General features: G+C 71.5%; 15 protein-coding genes. 9 read left to right on the plus strand and 6 right to left on the minus strand.

The annotated features are described in order from the left end of the window. Positions 1-115 precede the first annotated feature (115 nt). Genes paaA through paaE form a run of 5 tightly spaced genes read left to right on the plus strand, consistent with a single transcriptional unit; the run spans position 116 to position 3,843 of the window. Positions 116-1,093 carry a 1,2-phenylacetyl-CoA epoxidase subunit PaaA gene (gene paaA, locus ACWGDB_RS28230; RefSeq protein WP_453824992.1) on the plus strand — a complete coding sequence of 326 codons (978 nt, stop codon included), beginning with the start codon at positions 116-118 and terminating at the stop codon, positions 1,091-1,093. Next, a complete protein-coding gene (gene paaB, locus ACWGDB_RS28235; RefSeq protein ID WP_328429416.1) occupies positions 1,090-1,383 on the plus strand; it encodes a 1,2-phenylacetyl-CoA epoxidase subunit PaaB in 294 nt (97 codons plus the stop codon). Before paaA ends, paaB begins: the two co-directional genes overlap by 4 nt. Before the next feature lie 10 nt (positions 1,384-1,393). After that, positions 1,394-2,221: a 1,2-phenylacetyl-CoA epoxidase subunit PaaC gene (gene paaC / locus ACWGDB_RS28240; RefSeq protein WP_453824993.1), complete on the plus strand. Its 828-nt coding sequence runs from the start codon at positions 1,394-1,396 to the stop codon at positions 2,219-2,221. Next, the gene (gene paaD / locus ACWGDB_RS28245; protein ID WP_453824994.1) at positions 2,215-2,727 is read left to right on the plus strand and encodes a 1,2-phenylacetyl-CoA epoxidase subunit PaaD; all 513 of its coding nucleotides are present in this window, start codon (positions 2,215-2,217) and stop codon (positions 2,725-2,727) included. Before paaC ends, paaD begins: the two co-directional genes overlap by 7 nt. Continuing rightward, the gene (gene paaE / locus ACWGDB_RS28250; RefSeq protein ID WP_453824995.1) at positions 2,728-3,843 is read left to right on the plus strand and encodes a 1,2-phenylacetyl-CoA epoxidase subunit PaaE; all 1,116 of its coding nucleotides are present in this window, start codon (positions 2,728-2,730) and stop codon (positions 3,841-3,843) included. A gap of 118 nt (positions 3,844-3,961) precedes the next feature. Here the strand turns inward: paaE and ACWGDB_RS28255 are convergent, their stop codons facing one another. After that, positions 3,962-6,127, minus strand: a complete 2,166-nt coding sequence (locus tag ACWGDB_RS28255) for a TerD family protein (protein ID WP_453825007.1) — start codon at positions 6,125-6,127, stop codon at positions 3,962-3,964. Positions 6,128-6,295: 168 nt separating this feature from the next. Between ACWGDB_RS28255 and ACWGDB_RS28260 the strand changes: the two genes are divergently transcribed. Beyond that, the gene (locus ACWGDB_RS28260) at positions 6,296-7,249 is read left to right on the plus strand and encodes a Dyp-type peroxidase (protein ID WP_453824996.1); all 954 of its coding nucleotides are present in this window, start codon (positions 6,296-6,298) and stop codon (positions 7,247-7,249) included. 114 nt (positions 7,250-7,363) lie between these two features. On the opposite strand, the gene ACWGDB_RS28265 is transcribed toward ACWGDB_RS28260, so the two are convergent. Then, complete coding sequence (locus ACWGDB_RS28265) at positions 7,364-7,756, minus strand: DUF5997 family protein (RefSeq protein ID WP_453824997.1); 393 nt, start codon at positions 7,754-7,756, stop codon at positions 7,364-7,366. 58 nt (positions 7,757-7,814) lie between these two features. Between ACWGDB_RS28265 and ACWGDB_RS28270 the strand changes: the two genes are divergently transcribed. Continuing rightward, positions 7,815-8,606: a LysR substrate-binding domain-containing protein gene (locus tag ACWGDB_RS28270; protein ID WP_453824998.1), complete on the plus strand. Its 792-nt coding sequence runs from the start codon at positions 7,815-7,817 to the stop codon at positions 8,604-8,606. A 28-nt stretch (positions 8,607-8,634) separates the two neighbouring features. Here ACWGDB_RS28270 and ACWGDB_RS28275 read toward each other — a convergent pair whose 3' ends face one another. The 4 genes from ACWGDB_RS28275 to ACWGDB_RS28290 form a co-directional block, all read right to left on the minus strand. Next, on the minus strand, positions 8,635-9,087 hold the full coding sequence (locus ACWGDB_RS28275; RefSeq protein ID WP_453824999.1) for an SRPBCC family protein: 453 nt from the start codon (positions 9,085-9,087) through the stop codon (positions 8,635-8,637). A 71-nt stretch (positions 9,088-9,158) separates the two neighbouring features. Further along, positions 9,159-11,990 (minus strand): beta-L-arabinofuranosidase domain-containing protein, encoded by a 2,832-nt coding sequence (locus tag ACWGDB_RS28280; RefSeq protein WP_453825000.1) that lies wholly within the window; start codon positions 11,988-11,990, stop codon positions 9,159-9,161. 170 nt (positions 11,991-12,160) lie between these two features. Beyond that, positions 12,161-12,847, minus strand: coding sequence for an HAD family hydrolase (locus tag ACWGDB_RS28285; RefSeq protein ID WP_453825001.1), 687 nt, complete (start codon positions 12,845-12,847; stop codon positions 12,161-12,163). A 19-nt stretch (positions 12,848-12,866) separates the two neighbouring features. After that, positions 12,867-13,346 (minus strand): Lrp/AsnC family transcriptional regulator, encoded by a 480-nt coding sequence (locus tag ACWGDB_RS28290; RefSeq protein ID WP_328429426.1) that lies wholly within the window; start codon positions 13,344-13,346, stop codon positions 12,867-12,869. 245 nt (positions 13,347-13,591) lie between these two features. On the opposite strand from ACWGDB_RS28290, the gene ACWGDB_RS28295 reads away from it, so the two are divergent. Together ACWGDB_RS28295 and ACWGDB_RS28300 are read left to right on the plus strand one after the other, a co-directional pair. Further along, a complete protein-coding gene (locus tag ACWGDB_RS28295; protein ID WP_453825002.1) occupies positions 13,592-15,082 on the plus strand; it encodes an FUSC family protein in 1,491 nt (496 codons plus the stop codon). A gap of 420 nt (positions 15,083-15,502) precedes the next feature. Then, positions 15,503-16,555, plus strand: coding sequence for a lactonase family protein (locus ACWGDB_RS28300; RefSeq protein WP_453825003.1), 1,053 nt, complete (start codon positions 15,503-15,505; stop codon positions 16,553-16,555). Positions 16,556-16,594 lie beyond the last annotated feature (39 nt).

The raw sequence follows: 16,594 nt of genomic DNA on the forward strand, positions 1-16,594 counted from the left end.
GGTACCCCGCGGGGGTGTCCTGGGCCGTTTTCGCGCGCCGGAAGGGTCTTGCTCCCCCGGCGGAAACAGGTCACACTGGATACCGAACGAATGGTCGGTTGGGAAGCGGGAATCGATGACGACTTCACACTCCGCCGAGGCGCCCCCCGAAGAGCCGCTCCAGGAGCACTTCGACGCGACGATCTCGCGCGACCAGCGGATCGAGCCGCGTGACTGGATGCCGGACGGCTACCGGAAGACGCTGATCCGGCAGATCGCGCAGCACGCCCACTCGGAGATCATCGGCATGCAGCCCGAGGGCGAGTGGATCACGCGCGCCCCGTCGCTGCGCCGCAAGGCGATCCTCTTCGCCAAGGTGCAGGACGAGGCCGGGCACGGGCTGTACCTGTACTCGGCGGCGGAGACCCTGGGCGCCGACCGCGCGGACCTGACCGACCGGCTCATCGAGGGCCGCCAGAAGTACTCGTCGATCTTCAACTACCCGACCATGAGCTTCGCCGACGTCGGCGTGATCGGCTGGTTCGTGGACGGCGCGGCGATCTGCAACCAGGTGCCGCTGTGCCGGAGCTCGTACGGGCCGTATGCGCGCGCGATGGTGCGGATCTGCAAGGAGGAGTCCTTCCACCAGCGGCAGGGCTACGAGCTGCTGATGACGATGATGCGCGGCACCGACGCCCAGCGCGAGATGGTGCAGGACGCCGTGAACCGCTGGTGGTGGCCGTCACTGATGATGTTCGGCCCGCCCGACGACGCCTCGCCCAACTCCGCGCAGTCGATGGCCTGGAAGATCAAGCGGCACAGCAACGACGAGCTGCGCCGGCGCTTCGTCGACATGACCGTCCCGCAGGCCGAGAAGCTCGGCGTGACCCTGCCGGACCCGGAGCTGCGCTGGAACGCCGAGCGCGGGCACCACGACTTCGGCACCCCCGACTGGGACGAGCTGATGCGGGTCATCAAAGGCGACGGGCCGTGCAACGACCAGCGTATGGAGCGGCGCAGAAGCGCCCACGACGAGGGCGCCTGGGTCCGCGAGGCGGCCACCGTCCACGCGGCCAAGCAGGCCGCCCGTGCGGAAAAGGGAGCGGTGGCATGAGCGCCGACAAGCAGGGCTGGCCGCTGTACGAGGTGTTCGTGCGCGGCAAGCGAGGGCTGAACCACGTCCACGTGGGTTCGCTGCACGCCGCCGACGACCGGATGGCGCTCACCCACGCGCGCGACCTGTACACGCGACGCAACGAGGGCGTCAGCATCTGGGTGGTCCGGTCCGAGCACATCACCGCGTCGACCCGCGACGAGAAGGACCCGTTCTTCGAGCCCAGCGCCGACAAGGTCTACCGCCACCCGACGTTCTACGACATCCCCGACGACGTCCCGCACATCTGAAGGAGAGGGCATGAGCGACGACCACGTCTACATGACCCTCGCCGAGGGACACGACGACGACACCCGCTGGGCCTACGGCACCGGCTTCGAGGACCCGCTGCACGGCGTGGACACCACCGTGCCCGAGGGCGTCGACGTCGGTGAACTCGCCGCCGTCTGCGTCGCGTTGGCCGACGACGCCCTGATCGCGGCCCAACGGCTGGGCGAGTGGGTCACCCGCGCCCCCGAGCTGGAGGAGGAGGTGGCGCTGGCCAACATCGGCCTCGACCTCCTCGGCCAGGCCCGCCTGCTCTACTCCCGCGCCGGCCAGGCCGACGGCACCGGCCGCGACGAGGACGCCTACGCCTACTTCCGCGACGCGGGCGACTTTTACAACGTACGCCTGGCCGAACTGCCCAACGGCGACTTCGCGTTCTCGATCGTCCGGCTGCTGATGTTCTCCAGCTGGCGCCTCGCTCACTTCGAGCGGCTGGCGTCGCACCCGGACCCCGTCCTGGCGGCGATCGCCACGAAGGGCGTCAAGGAGCTCGCCTACCACCGGCAGTACGCCGCGGAGTGGGCGGTGCGCCTCGGGGACGGCACGGAGGAGTCGCACCGCCGGATGCGCCGGGCCCAGGAGCAAGTGGCCCCCTACCTCGGCGAGTTGTTCACGGCGTACGACGTCCGCGACGAGGTCGTGACCGTCCTGCGCCAGGTCACCCAGGCCGCCGGACTGCCCATGCCGGTGTACCGGCCGCTGCCCGGATCCGGCCGCGACGGCGAGCACACCGAGCATCTCGCCCCGCTGCTCGCCGAGTTGCAGGGCGTGGCCCGTGCCCACCCGGAGGCGACATGGTGACGACCCTGCTCGACGCCCGGCGCGCCCGGCACATCGCCGACCAGGTGCCCGACCCCGAGCTGCCCATGCTCACGCTGGCCGACCTGGGCGTCCTGCGGGACGTAGAGCTGACCGAGGACGGCACGGTGGTCGCGAGCCTGACCCCGACCTATTCGGGGTGTCCGGCGATGGCCGAGATGCGGGCGGACGTCGCGGCGCGCCTGCACGGGGCGGGGTACGAGCGCGTGGAGATCCGCACGGTCCTCGACCCGCCCTGGACCAGCGACTGGATCACCCCCTCCGGCCGCCGCAAGCTCACCGAACACGGCATCGCGCCGCCCGGCCCCGCCCCGCGCGGCGCAGGTCCGGTCGCGCTCGTGCTGTCACCCACCCGGCACGCGGTGACCTGCCCGCGCTGCGGCTCGGCGAACACCGAGGAGACCTCCCGCTTCGCCGCCACGTCCTGCAAGGCGCTGTGGCGCTGCCGCGCCTGCCGCGAGCCGTTCGAGTACGTCAAGGAGATCTGAATGGAAGGCCTCAGGGAAGAATCGACGGCTGCGTCGGCACGCCCGCGCATTCGCCGCCGTCCGGCCTTCCACGCCCTGCGCGTCGCCGCCGTGACGCCCCTGTGCGCGGACGCGGTCGCCGTCGGGTTCGACATCCCGGCGGAGCTCGCCGAGGAGTTCGCGTTCGAGCCCGGGCAGTCACTGACGCTGCGGCGTGCGATCGAGGGGCGGGACGAGCGGCGGTCCTACTCGATCTGCTCGCCGGTCGGGTCGATCCCGCGCATCGGCGTCCGGGTCGTGCCCGGCGGCCTGTTCTCGTCCTGGCTCGTCAACGACGTCCGCCCCGGCGACACCGTCGAGGTGATGGCCCCCACCGGCGCCTTCACCCCCGACCTCACCACGCACGGCCATCACGTGCTGATCGCGGCGGGCTCCGGCATCACGCCCATGATGTCCATCGCGGAGTCCGTCCTGGCCGCGGATTCCCGCTCGACGGTCACCCTCCTCTACGGCAACCGCCGTACCGACACGGTGATGTTCGCCGACGAGCTCGCGGACCTGAAGGACCTCTATCCGGCCCGGTTCCAGCTGGCCCATGTGCTGTCCCGGGAGCCGCGCGAGGCCGAGGTGCTGTCGGGACGCATCGACGCCGAACGGCTCTCGACCCTCGTCGACGCGCTGGTCGACGTGCAAACCGCCGATCACTGGTGGCTGTGCGGCCCGCACGGCATGGTCCGGGACGCGCAGGGGGTCCTCGCGGGCCTCGGGGTGCCGGTCGAGCGGGTGCATCAGGAGCTGTTCTACGCCGACGACGAGCCCGTACGGGAGGCGGTCCACGAGGAGAGCGGCCCGCAAGGGCCCGTCAGCCAGGTCACGATCACCCTCGACGGCCGGTCGACCAGCGCCGCCCTGTCGAGGGAGCGGTCCATCCTCGACGGCGCCCAACGGACCCGCCCCGACCTGCCGTTCGCCTGCAAGGGCGGCGTCTGCGGCACCTGCCGTGCGCTCGTCACCGACGGTAAGGCGGACATGCGCCGCAACTTCGCGCTGGAGACGGCCGAGGTGGACGCCGGCTACGTCCTGACCTGCCAGTCGTACCCGGTCTCCGAGACACTGACCGTGGACTACGACAGCTGACGGCTGCAAGAGCCGAGCCGACAGGAAGAGTTGAGTGGCGAGGAAAGCGAGAGGACTAATTCAAGAAGGAGTTGAGAAGGAAGTCCCTTCATGGCCTCGCCACGGCCGACTCTAACAGTCAGGTGGGTATCAGGTCGCGCAGATTTTCGGGCGTCAGGATCCGGGAGTCCGGGTGCAGACCGTCGGGGCGCTGAAGACCGATGTACGTGACCGGACCGTCGGGGACCTTCGCGCCGTCCCACAGGGTCGTGGTCGTGGCGTCCATCAGGCCCGTCAGGTAGCGCACCGTCAGCTGCTCGCGCTCCACGATGCCGCGCAGCAGCGTCGCGACCGACACCCGGTTCTCCTCGACCCGGTTGGCGGCAGGCGTCCCCTTCAGGTACAGGTGCAGCCACTTGGCACGCCACCGCCCGTCGGGCCCCCGTAGGAACGCCAGCGGCAGCGCGACCCGGCCCGGTCCGCGCAGCTCCGACTTCATCCGCACGGTACGCGGCTCGAACGGGCGGCCCTGCTGCTCGCCCTCACGCAGCATGAACCCGAAGAACGACTCCTCGACCTCCTCGAAGCCCTCCCCGGCGAAGATGTTCACCTGCGGCACGATGAAGTCGCCGCGCACGGCACCCAGACGGAGATTGATGAACTCCGAGGCGCCGTCGGGTGCTTCGGTGATGTCACCGGAGTGCTCGCCCTCCAGGTCCTTGAGGTTGGTGTACGCCAGCCAGCAGACCGTCGCGAATTCGGCGTCCAGCATCAACGCCGACAGGTCGTAGTCGGTGCGCCGGTCGGCCTCCTTCCAGTACACGAAGAAGCGCAGCAGCTCGCCGTCCACCGGAGACAGCGAGCCCCGGGGCAGCACGCCGAGCCCGGCCGCGCTCGCCCGGCCGCTGAGCGGCAGCGCCACATCCAGCACGTCCGGGTCGATCAGCAGATGGCCCGGAGCCGGCAGCCGACGCCGTATCTCGGCGTCCAGTACGGCGATCAGGCGCTCACGCTCGGGCGGCAGCACGGGGGGACGGTCGTCCTCGGTCACCCAGGCGCGGCCGAGCCGGTTCACGAACACCCGGCGCTCACCGGTGTCCTGCGCGCGGTTGGCGAGGTGCTCACGCACCGACAGCACCACCCGGCCGGACACCTCGCCCACGACCTCCTCGGCGGCGGACGCCACCGCGAGGCGCTCGTCCTGGTCCAGGGCCAGCCGCAGCAGCCGGTCCAGGGAGCGGAACAGCTTGCCCGGCGCGGACTTCAGCAGCTGCGCCGCGCCCGTGATGTCGTTCATGCCGAGCAGCTCCTCGACCCGGCTGTCGAAGGAGCGGGCCTCCTTCTCGCGCCGGGCGACCGCGAACACGTCGGCGGCGTGCGGCCACCGCGGGTACTCGTGCGGGTGCAGCCGCTCGCCGAGCCGCTTCCACGCCTCGCGGTGCGCATGCACATCGGCCAGCTTGGCGGGGGACGCGGCGACAACCGTGTCCAGGCCGGCGAGCAGCGCGCGGCGCACCGGACGGGACAGCGCCCGAAACGTGGTCGGCGCCTGCAGCGTCACGTCGCCGTCCGACAGGGCGCAGGCCAGCCGCAGCACATCGGTGACCGTGTCCAGCAGCAGCTCCGCACCGGCCTTCAACCGGGCCTCGTTCACGACGGCACGGTTCTCCCGCACGGGAATCGTCCCGGGCTGCGGCGCGTCCACGCAGTGCCCCGCGAGGACCCGCAGATCGCCCAGGTCCTCCTCGCCCAGCGGCGTGCTGCTTCCCGCCAACGCCAGGTACAGGGAGGCGACTTCGGCGTCCGTGTCGGCGCCGAGATGCAGCACCGTCATGCGGTCGCCCGCCGCGGCGATCAGTTCCTCGTGGTGGCCGAGCATCTCCGTGTAGGTGTGCTGGTAACGGCCGTACGACGGCAGGGTGAGGAGGTTGACGAGGCCCTCGCTCAGCTGCTCCAGAACGCTTGCGCGTGCGTCGTCGTCGGCCAGCGCCTCGGCGACGCAGCGCATCCAGAAGTCGTACGTGTCCGGCACGTTGGCCGGGAAATCGACGAAGTACACGTTGTGCCGCACATGGTCGCCGACCATCTCGCGGACCGTGCCCAGTGTCCGCACGGCCGTGTCGACGACCGCGCCCTCGGACAGCCCCGACAAGCGCGCCAGCAGCTCCGCCGACAGCTTGAAGCCCACGGACATGAGCGCTGCGTCGAACTGCCGTGCCGCGACGGCGCCTTCCCCGGCGGGGCCCGCGGGGGAAGGGAGACGGTGGACGTGCCGGATGACCAGGGGTTCGAGACGGTGGACCATCCCGGGATCGTCCCAGAGCGGGGCGAGCGGGCGCACTCGGGTTTTCGTCTCCGAGGCGGGCATCCACACCCCTCCTACGCGCCAGGAGTGCGGAAATTTGGCGGGTATCGTTCCCGGTTCGGCCGGGCATCGTTAGTTGGCGGGGTTTGAGGGTGAGAGAGGGGAAACATGCCGTCGTCGTCGATGCGGTCGGTCGATGCACAGCCACAACCGGTACTCAGTCCGCCGGCGCCCGTCGCCGTCTTCCTGGTGGTGACGATCGAGCCGGGCGGCGAACCCGCCGTGCACGATCTGCTCACCGGTCTCGCGGGGCTCATACGGGCCGTCGGGTTCCCGAGTCCCGACAGCGGCCTGTGCTGCGCCACCGGAGTGGGATCCGTGGCGTGGGACCGGCTGTTCGGGGACCCGCGTCCGCAGGAGCTGCATCCGTTCAGGGAGTTGGAGGGGACGCGGCATCGCGCCGTGTCGACCCCCGGTGACCTGCTCTTCCACATCCGGGCCGCCCGCACCGATGTGTGCTTCGCCCTGGCCGCCGAGATCATGAAGCGGCTGCGCGGCGCGGTCACCGTCCAGGACGAGGTCCAGGCCTTCGCCTACTTCGACTCGCGCAACCTCCTCGGCTTCGTCGACGGTACCGAGAACCCGGTCGGCCAGGCGGCGGCCGATGCGGCGGTCGTCGGAGACGAGGACCCCGCGTTCCGCGGCGGGAGCTACGCGATGGTGCAGAAGTACGTGCACGACGTCGACGCCTGGGAAGCCCTCGCGGTCGAGGCCCAGGAGAAGGTGATAGGCCGCTCCAAGCTGACCAACATCGAACTCGACATGCCCGGCTCCCACAAGGACGTGAACACGATCACCGGCCCGGACGGGGCGGAGCTGGAGATACTGCGGGGCGCGATGCCGTTCGGCAGGCCGGGGCACGGAGAGTTCGGCACGTACTTCGTCGCCTACGCGCGTACCCCCGAGATACCGGAGACCATGCTGCGGAAGATGTATCTCGGCGGCCCGGAATCCGGCCCCGACCCGATCCTCGACTACTCGGAGGCGGTCACCGGAACCCTCTTCTTCGTCCCGTCGGCCACGTTCCTGGAGTCACTGCCGGAACGGCCGGCAGCGGGCTGACCCTGACCGGTCGGAAGCGGGCCGCACGCGTGCGCGGTGCGGCTCGCCTCACCCGGCGACGGCGACGGCGACGGCGATGGCGTCAGCCGCAGGGAGGTACCAGTGCCGGAGAGGTCAGGACTGCTCCGCCGCCCGCTCCGCGTCCCGCTGCTTGAGGCGGGCCGTCTCCTTGCGGACCTCGGCCTGAGTCGCGCGCTCCTTGACCAGCCACTCGGGCTGCTCCTGCTTCACGGCCTCGATCTGCTCGGTGGTGAGGGCCTCCGTGACGCCGCCGCGGGCCAGCCCCGCGATGGAGACGCCCAGCTTCTGCGCGACGACCGGACGGGGATGCGGCCCGTTCGCCCGCAGCTCCTGCAGCCACGCGGGCGGCTCCGTCTGGAGCTGGTTCAGCTCGGCGCGCGTGACCACACCCTCCCGGAACTCGGCGGGGGTGGCTTCGAGGTACACACCCAGCTTCTTGGCCGCGGTCGCGGGCTTCATGGTCTGGGTGCTTTGGTGCGACGTCATGGTCCCCAGGGTATCGACTGGGTGAACCGCCGCCGACCACGGCCGGTAACCTGGCCTGGTGACAGGCTCGGAAGTACCCCCGTCGTTCCGGCTCGCCTACGTCCCGGGCGTGACCCCCGCCAAGTGGGTGCGGACCTGGAACGAGCGCTTCCCCGACGTACCCCTCACCCTCCACTCGGTGACCGCCGCCGAGGCCCCCGACGTGCTCCGGGACGGCGGCGCCGACGCCGGTTTCGTACGGCTGCCGGTCGACCGCACGGTCCTCAGCGCGATCCCTCTCTACACCGAGACCACGGTCGTAGTCGTCCCCAAGGACCACGTCGTCTCGGCGGTCGACGAGGTGACCGCCGAGGACCTGGCCGACGAGGTCGTCTTCCACCCCCTCGACGACGTCCTCGACTGGGAGCGACCGCCGGGCCGGCCCGCACTCGAGCGCCCCGCCACCACCGCGGACGCCGTCGAGCTGGTCGCGGCGGGCGTCGGCCTGCTCGCCGTGCCCCAGTCGCTGGCCCGGCTCCACCACCGCAAGGACCTCACCTACCGGACGCTGGTCGACGCCCCCCAGTCGAGCGTCGCGCTGTCCTGGCCGGAGGACGCGACCACCGACCTGGTCGAGGACTTCATCGGCGTCGTCCGCGGCCGTACGGTCAACAGCACCCGGGGCCGTACGACGTCCCAAGCCTCGGCCGCGACGGAACAGCCGAAGCGCAAGCGCCCCGAAGCCGCCGGCGCCCCCCGGCGGCAGTCCGGAGCCGGGGGCCGGAGCGCCCGCTCCGGTTCGGGCTCCGGCTCCGGCGGCGCCAAGGGCGCCAAGGGCGCCCGGCGGGGCAAGCCTCGCCGCAGGTCGTAGCGGACCGCCGAAGAGCCCGGCTGCCGGACTACCCGGTGCGTTCCGTGAGCCTGCGTTCCAGGTCGCGCAGGTCCTTGCCGATGTTGTGGCGGACATGGCGGGCCATGATCGGGGCCGCCGGCCGGTAGACGCCGCCGGGGCCGCCCCGGACGCGGATGCGCGCGAGGGTGCCGTCCGCGTGCGGGTCGAATGCGTAGGTGATCTGCATCGGCACCGGGCCGGCCACGGCCACCATGTCGAGCAGTCGCGGGAAGTCGTACGACGCCACGCGCAGCACGTAGCCGATGTGCCGACCCAGGAAGTGCGCCGTCCGCCTGACCTCGGCGCCGACCCCGAAGCCGCCCTCGTCGGCCTCGCGGATCAGCTCCGCCCTGCGGATGCCCTGCGTCCAGTCGCGGTCGTGGCGCCAGTCCATGGCATAGGCGGCAACCTGCTCGGGAGGGAAGGGGATCACCCGCTCCGCCGACACGTCGATCGTCATGGCTCCAGCATCCCCGCGCCGGGAGTCGAGCGCTCGGCGCGGGGATGCTGCGCGGGGGTCGGATCGCCGGGTCAGGGAGCGTACGTCGCCTGCTCCGCCGTACGGACGACCGTCCGCCCGTCGGCCTGGCTCAGCAGACCGGCGGTGACCCAGGCGTTCACGGTGGACCGCACGCGCGAGACCAGCGCCCCCTTGTTGCCGAAGGGAGCCCCGGCCCAGATCTCGTCCAGCAGCGTGGTGCCGTCGGACTTCGCGGGGTTGGCGACGCCGGAGTCGGAGTTGCCGAAGATCACCCGGGGTTCCGAGCGCCGGAAGTAGGCGTGGGTCGGGTCCTCGGTGCCCTCGAAGAAGGGGGCGAACTCGGTTCCGGCGAGGGTGTGGTGGAGCGGCTTGCCGGACACTGGAGTGAGCGACGGCAGCAGGTCGCCCGACAGCCCGGCGTTGCGGTACAGGCCCAACTGCAGATGGCTCGTGGAGGAATTGCGGCCGACGAGATTGACGGGGCCGTAGAACAGCGTCTGCAGCGCAGGGTCGTCGATCGCCTTCTCCGCCCTCAGCCGGAAGGGTATGGAGATCCGCACGGTGTCGCCGCTGCGCCACGTCCGCGACACGGTGAAGTAGCTCCCCGGCGTCGGAGTGCCGCTCACCCCACTGCCGTTGACCGTCACCCGGAAGCCCGCGGTCGCCCACGACGGCACCCTCAGCCGCAGCGCGAAGGCCGCGCCGCCGCCGCCGATGGTGAGGGTGGTGCCCTGCTCCCGCGGGAACGTGGTCGCCTGCGTGACCGTCACGCCTTTTTCCGCCCACGTCAGTCGGGACGGACTGTAGAGGTTGACGTACAGCGTGCTGCTGTCAGCGGCCTTGAAATACACCGAGTCCTGGTACTTGGTGGCGCTCTCCATCCCGGTGCCCTCGCAGCAGGTCGTGCCCTGCTTGGGTGTGTAGTCCCGCACATGGCCCGGCGTCAGCCCGATGAAGTACGTGACCAGCGGCTTCTCGGCGTCCGCCTTGTCCTGCTTGGAGCCGAGGACCTGGTTGTAGAGCGCCCGCTCGTAGTAGTCCATGTACGTCGGCCGCTGCTCGTGGAAGAACAGCGTCCGGCTCAGCTTCAGCATGTTGTACGCACAGCACGTCTCGGCGGTCGTGTCGCTGATCGTGCCCGCGATCACGTCACGCGCCTTCCAGAACTCCGCGGTACTGGTGCCGCCGATGCCGTACATCCGGTGGGGGACGACCATGCCCCAGAAGTTGCGAGCGGCGTCGAGATAGCGGACCTCGCCGGTGGCGTCGTACAGCCGCAGGTACCCGGTGAAGATCGGTATGTGCTGGTTGGCGTGCAGCCCGTCGAGGATGTCGGTGTTCGCGGCGGAGTTGTCGATGAGTCGGTCGAGGTCGAACAACTGGGCCAGCGCGAGGTGTTCGGCCTTGCCGGTGATGGCGTGCAGGTCGCAGATCGCTTCCACGATGCCGCCGAACTCGCCGCTGGAGAACAGCCCCCACATACGCTGCAGGGTGGCCTCGGGCAGCTCGGACAGCCGGGAGTACATCCAGTCGCACATGCCGGACGCGAGATCGAGGGCCCGGGCGTCGTCCGTGGTGAGGTAGGCGTCCAGCACACCCCTGAGGATCTTGTGCGCGGTGTAGTACGGCGCCCACACCTTGGTGTAGTCGCTGCTGGTCCTCGACTCCAGGTCGATGAACTGCGTCTCCGGGTACGCCGCCAGGAACCCGGGGTGGCTGGGCCCGCCCCAGGTGCGGCGCAGGGTGGCGGTGAGGCCGCGACCGGAGGCATCGGCGAAAGTCCCGCCGGAGGTCTCGTCGAAGGAGTAGGACGCCAGGTTGCCGCGTCCGGCGGTGGCGTCGGCGGCCCGGCTGCTCTGCAACTGCGTGATCTCCGCCGCGGTGAGGGCGCGCGACCAGACGTTGAACTCGTCGTAGGCACCCGCGAAGACCGGGTCGGTGGCGAAGTTGGAGCGGCCGAGCCAGTTGTTGGTGAGGGAGCCAAGGGCGGCCGGGGTGAGGGACATCGCCGAGTTGCTGGCCACGGCGGTGCCGTTGACGTGCAGCGTCCCGGTGCCGCCCGCGATCGTGACCGCGAGGTGGCTCCACTGGTTGAGGGGCAGCGCGGCGGTGCCGTCGATGCCCTGTTCGCCGCCCGGCCCGTTGGTCGTGATGGCGAACCGCGGCACACCGGCGGCGTTGCGGGCGGCCAGATACAGGTAACGGGTGTTGTCGTTCCCGAAGTCGAAGACCCGCGTCCAGTTTGCGTCGTGGGTGGGCTTCACCCAGGCCGACAGGGTGATCGCGGAGGCACCCCCGAGGACGGCGGCGGGCAGATCGACGTACTGGTAGGAGCCGCGGACGTGCTCGGCGGCCGTGCCGAACCTCCCGCTCACGCTCAGCACCGCCGGGTCCTTGCGCAGTGCCGCGCGCACGTCGGTCAGCGCCCCGACCATGGTGCGGATCTTCTCGACGAACACCTGCTCGCCGGTGCCGGCATAGGCCTGCGACAGCATGGTCAGGAAGTGCCCGGTGTAGTGCCCGCGCAGATTGCCGTTCGCCTCGCCGTCGAGCCCCTCCCAGCCCCCGGGCGCCACCGCGCCGCCGGTGGAGAGTCCGGCGTTGGCACGGAAGACCTGCAGCAGCCGGTTCACGTCGTAGCCGCGCGCGTGGTCCAGCATCAACTGCCGCTTGTCGGCGAAGAGTCCGTGCCCGAGGGCCACGTCGTCGAGGGCGAAGGGCTGGACGGTCCAGGTGGCAGGTGTGACGGCCACTGACTGCGCCTCCTGAACGGCGGCCGTGGCGGCCGAGGCCCGGCCGGTTGCCGAGTGACTGATCGCGGGAACCGCCGCGGCGAGGGCGGCGGCCTGGAGAAGGGATCGTCTGGAGAGGGGCGGGGCCATGTGTGCTCCTCCACGAGGGGTGGCGACGACGCGTGTTGATGTTCGGTATTGCGAACGGCGTACGAATGATCGACCAGACGATAGGTAGGAGGCGGGCGAGGGTCAACGGGTCCGGAGTGTTTTAATTCCGGTCGCAGTTCCGGCCGTTCGGCTCGTCGACCGGCCGGGCCCTACCTCGTCCGGCGCAGCCAGTCGTACGCCGTACGCGCCGTGAACTCCTCCTGTCCGCCCCGCAGCAGCAGACCTGCCGCCGCGAACTCCGGGGCGTCCGCCTGGCCGGCCACGTACGGGACCGCGATGCAGCGCATGCCGGCCGCGTGTGCGGCGGCGGCGCCCGGGGCCGCGTCCTCGACGACCACGCAGTCGGCCGGTGCGGCGCCGAGCCGGCGGGCCGCTTCGAGGAAGACGTCGGGGGCGGGCTTGCCGTGCTCGACCTCGTCGGCGGAGACGACGGTGTGCAGGTGGGCGTCCAGGCCCGTGCCGGACAGGATCGCCTCGATGGCGGTCAGGGACGAGCCCGAGGCGACGGCCAGCCGGACGCCCTCGGTGGCCAGGAGCTCCACGAACTTGCGCATCTCGGAGTAGGCGCGCGTGGAGGCGCGGGCGAGCTCCAGGTAGCGGCGGTTCTTGGCGGCGAGCAGTTCGTCCACGGACGCCCGAAGGCCGTACTCCCGCTTCCAGAGCGTGACCGTCTCCAGCGTGCTGATGCCGACGTACCGCTCGTGATCCGACCATGTGAAGTCGGGAACGCCGTGCTCGGCGAGGACTTGGCGCCCCGCCTCGTAATAGTTGGGCTCGCTGTCCACGAGTGTTCCGTCGAGATCGAAGATGACCGAAGTGCTGCCGAGACCGCTCATGGCCCCAGGATGTCAAAGGTCATTTGCGGGCCGCCGCCCGCCCGATCGACTCCACCAGGGGCAGCAACCGATGCGGGACACGCTCGCGCAGGGCCACCTCGCTGCGGGTGCGGACCACACCGGGCAGGCTGATCAGCTTCTGGATCACGTCCTCCAGGTGGGCGTTGTCGCGGGCCACCACCCGGGTCAGGAGATCGCCCCCACCCGTGATCGAGAACGCCTCGACGATCTCCGGCACGGCGGCGAGCTCGTCGCCCACGTCGTCCAGGTGGCCCTGGGTGACCTCGATGTGCACGAACGCCAGCACCGGATGCCCGAGCGCGGCGGCCGAGAGGGCCGGCCCCGTGCCGGTGATCACGCCGTCCCGCTCCAGCCGGTCGAGGCGTGCCTGCAGCGTGCCCCGCGCGACGCCGAGGATGCGGGCGTACTCGCGCACGCTGGTGCGGGGCTGCTCCAGCAGCAGCCGCAGGATGCGGGTGTCGAGCTCGTCCACGGCCATGCCGTCCGGCCTCCTTCGCCCCGTGTCCGCATCAGCGTCCGCCATGGACCGCCGTGGGCCGTCCTGGGCCGTCATGGTCCGTTGGCTCGCCGGTGGACGTACGGGGACCGTTGTACCTGTGCCAATGGCTCAGCATTCTAGGCGCCGCTTGAGCCAGGGTGCTCCTTGATGCTGCAATGAGCCCGTCGATGGCGCTGCGGATCCCGCGGCGCCTTTTTCATGCCGGAGCAAAGGGGCGGGACGTAGTGCTGAAGAGGGTGTTCGTGGCCCCGGACCCGGGGCGGGCGCGGCTGCGCTTCGCCGTGCGGGCCGTGCTCGGCATCGGGCTCGCGGTCGGCGTCTGCGGACTGGCCGGACACTCCCTCGTCGGTGCCGTCACCGGTGGGCTCGCCGCGCTGCTCGCGCTGTTCACCGTCACCGACGCCACGGTCCGGGGACAGGCGGTCACCACCGCTCTGCTGCCGATCGTCGGCCTGCCCGTCCTCGCGGCGGCGGCCGAACTGCACGACCAGCCGGTCGCCCGCGATCTCACCTTCCTCGCCATCGTCGGCGCGGGCGTGTACGCGCGCCGCTGGGGGCCGCGGGGGCACAGCCTCGGTGTGTTCGCGTTCATGACCTTCTTCGTGGCGCAGTTCCTGCAGGCCACCCCGGACCGGCTGCCCGAGCTCTACGCCGCCGTACTGCTGTCCCTGCTCACCGCGTCAGCGGTGCGCTTCGGGCTGTGGTGCTACGAACGCCGTCTGCCCCCGGCGTCGGTACCGGCACCGCCGGGCGGCACCGGACTGGCCCGCGTGACCACACGGCAGGCGATCCAGGCCACGGCAGGTGCGGGCTTCGCGCTCGTCGTGGGCCAGCTGGTGTCCGGGCACCGCTGGTACTGGGCCGTCGGCGCCACCTGGTGGATCTTCGTCAACACCACCTCGCGCGGCGAGACCCTGGTCCGCGGCTTCCGCCGGGTCCTGGGCACGGTGATCGGCATCGGCCTCGGCCTGCTCGTCGCCGTCCCGGTGGCCGGCGAGACGATCCCGACGGCCGCGCTCCTCGCCGTCTGCGTCTTCGGCATCTTCTACACGGCCGCCGTCTCCTACACCTGGATGATGCTCTGCGTCACGGTGCTCGCCGAGCTCCTCTACGGCGTGCTGGGCGTCCTTGATCCCGCCCTGCTGGCGCTGCGGGTCGCCGAGACCGGCGTCGGGGCGCTCGGCGCCGCGCTGGCCGTGCTGTTCGTCCTGCCCGTGACCACGCATGCCGTCAACGACGCCTGGATCCAGCGCGCCCTGCGCTGCGTCCACGCCGCCACCGCCGCGGCCGCCGCACGCCTGGGCGGGGACGAGACCGCCGACCCGGCCTCGCGGCTCGCCGAGCTGGAGCAGCTGCTCGGCCGGGTGCGTCTGGCACTCGCCCCGCTGGTGCATCCGCTGAACCCGATGACGGCCCGCAAGCGGCGCGCGCGCCACGTCCTGGCCCTGCTCGACGACTGCGCCCGGGAGATCCGCGGCCTGGCCGCCGTCGCCGCCGACCCCGAGGCCTCGCACGACGCCCGCCTGGCCGCGGCGTGCTGGCGCGTCGAGGCCGCGGTCGAGGCGCTGACCGGCGGTGCCGATGTCGACGCCCCCCAGAAGCGCCCGACGGAGTCGGATGCCGCACTGACCCATCTGCACGGCCTGGAACGCGCCCTGTCCGAACTGTCCCAGCCCCTGCGCACCCCGTCCGGGTCCCGACTCGTCGGAGCGTGAGAACGAGGGGCGCGCGGGATACCCTCCGCGATCCGCACGCCGGCCACCCGGGCCGCTCCCGGTCCGCCCGAACCGCCAAGTCGCTTTATCGGCCATCCGGAGGGTGGATCACGCGATCCTCCGGGTACCCCCGCGCCATCGGGCGCAAGGAGCCCGCGAGCCGTGCGGGAGCGGCCCGCGGGTGAGTCTCCGGGGTGTGCCCACGGGGTTGCCGTCGGGGCAGCGCCACGCCCGTCCGCCACCGGAGCCAGGAGTCGGTGCAGCGGCAGCCCGCCCGTCCGCATCACCCCGAGGCCAGGGCCCGGGCCGGGGGCGAGTGAGGACCGTACGCGCCGACGTTTTGAACGGCTCTTGGTCTAGACCGATGATGATCCGCTGCTACCGTCAGCCCGGACGGCACCCGACCGGAAGGGGACTTCGGTGGCAGATGGTGGCAGGCGGGCACGGCGGGCCTACATCGGGTCGTTCACGGCGGCAGGCGGCCCCGGGATCGTGACGGCGTCCGTGGCCGCGGGCAGCGGCGCACTGACCGTCCTGGGAGGCGCGGACGACGTGCCCGACCCCGCGTACCTGGCCCTGTCGCCGGGCGGCGACACGCTCTACGCGGTCAGCGAGACGGCCGAGGGCGCGGTGGCCGCGTACCGCGTGACCGGGGACAAGCCGGAGCTCATCGGATCGCCGGTCCCGGTCGGCGCCGGCGGGCCCACCCACCTCAGCCTCTTCGCCGACCACGTGCTGACCGCCAACTACGGCTCCGGCAGCGTCACCGCCGTGCCCGTGCGCGCCGACGGCAGCCTCGCGGGCGCCCCGTCCGCCGTCCTCCAGCACACCGGATCGGGCCCGCAGACGCCACGCCAGCAGGGCCCGCACGCCCATCATGTGCAGCCCGACCCGAGTGGCCGCTGGGCCGTCAGTGTGGACCTCGGCACCGACTCGGTGCGGGTGTGCACGCTGGCCGGCGGCACACTCGACGTGCACCGGGAGATCGCCCTGCGGCCGGGCTCGGGCCCTCGCCACCTGGCGTTCCACCCGCACGGCCCGTACGCGTACGTCGTCAACGAACTCACCCCCACCGTCACCGTCTGCCACTGGGACGCCGACGACGGCACGCTCAAGCCGCTGACGGAGACACCGGTACTGCCGGGCGGCCCGGCCGGTGACGCCTATCCGTCCGGCATCGTCGCCTCGCCCGACGGCCGCTTCGTATGGACCGCGACCCGAGGCGAGGACGTGCTGTCGACGTTCGCCGTCGAGGGCGAGGAACTTCGGCTCGTCGGAACGGTGATCTGCGCCGGCCACTGGCCGCGCGCGCTCACCGAGGCGGACGGGTTCCTGTACGTCGCGAACGAGCGCTCCGGAGACGTCACCTGGTTCGCCCTGGACCCCGACAGCGGGCTCCCGCGCTACGAGGGCTCGATCGAGGTGCCCGCGGCGTCCTGCGTGGTCATCGGCCCGGACGCCGGCACGGTGTGACCGCACGCCGAAGGGCCCGCTCCGGACGTGGAGCGGGCC

Source organism: Streptomyces sp. NPDC055013, assembly GCF_053608645.1.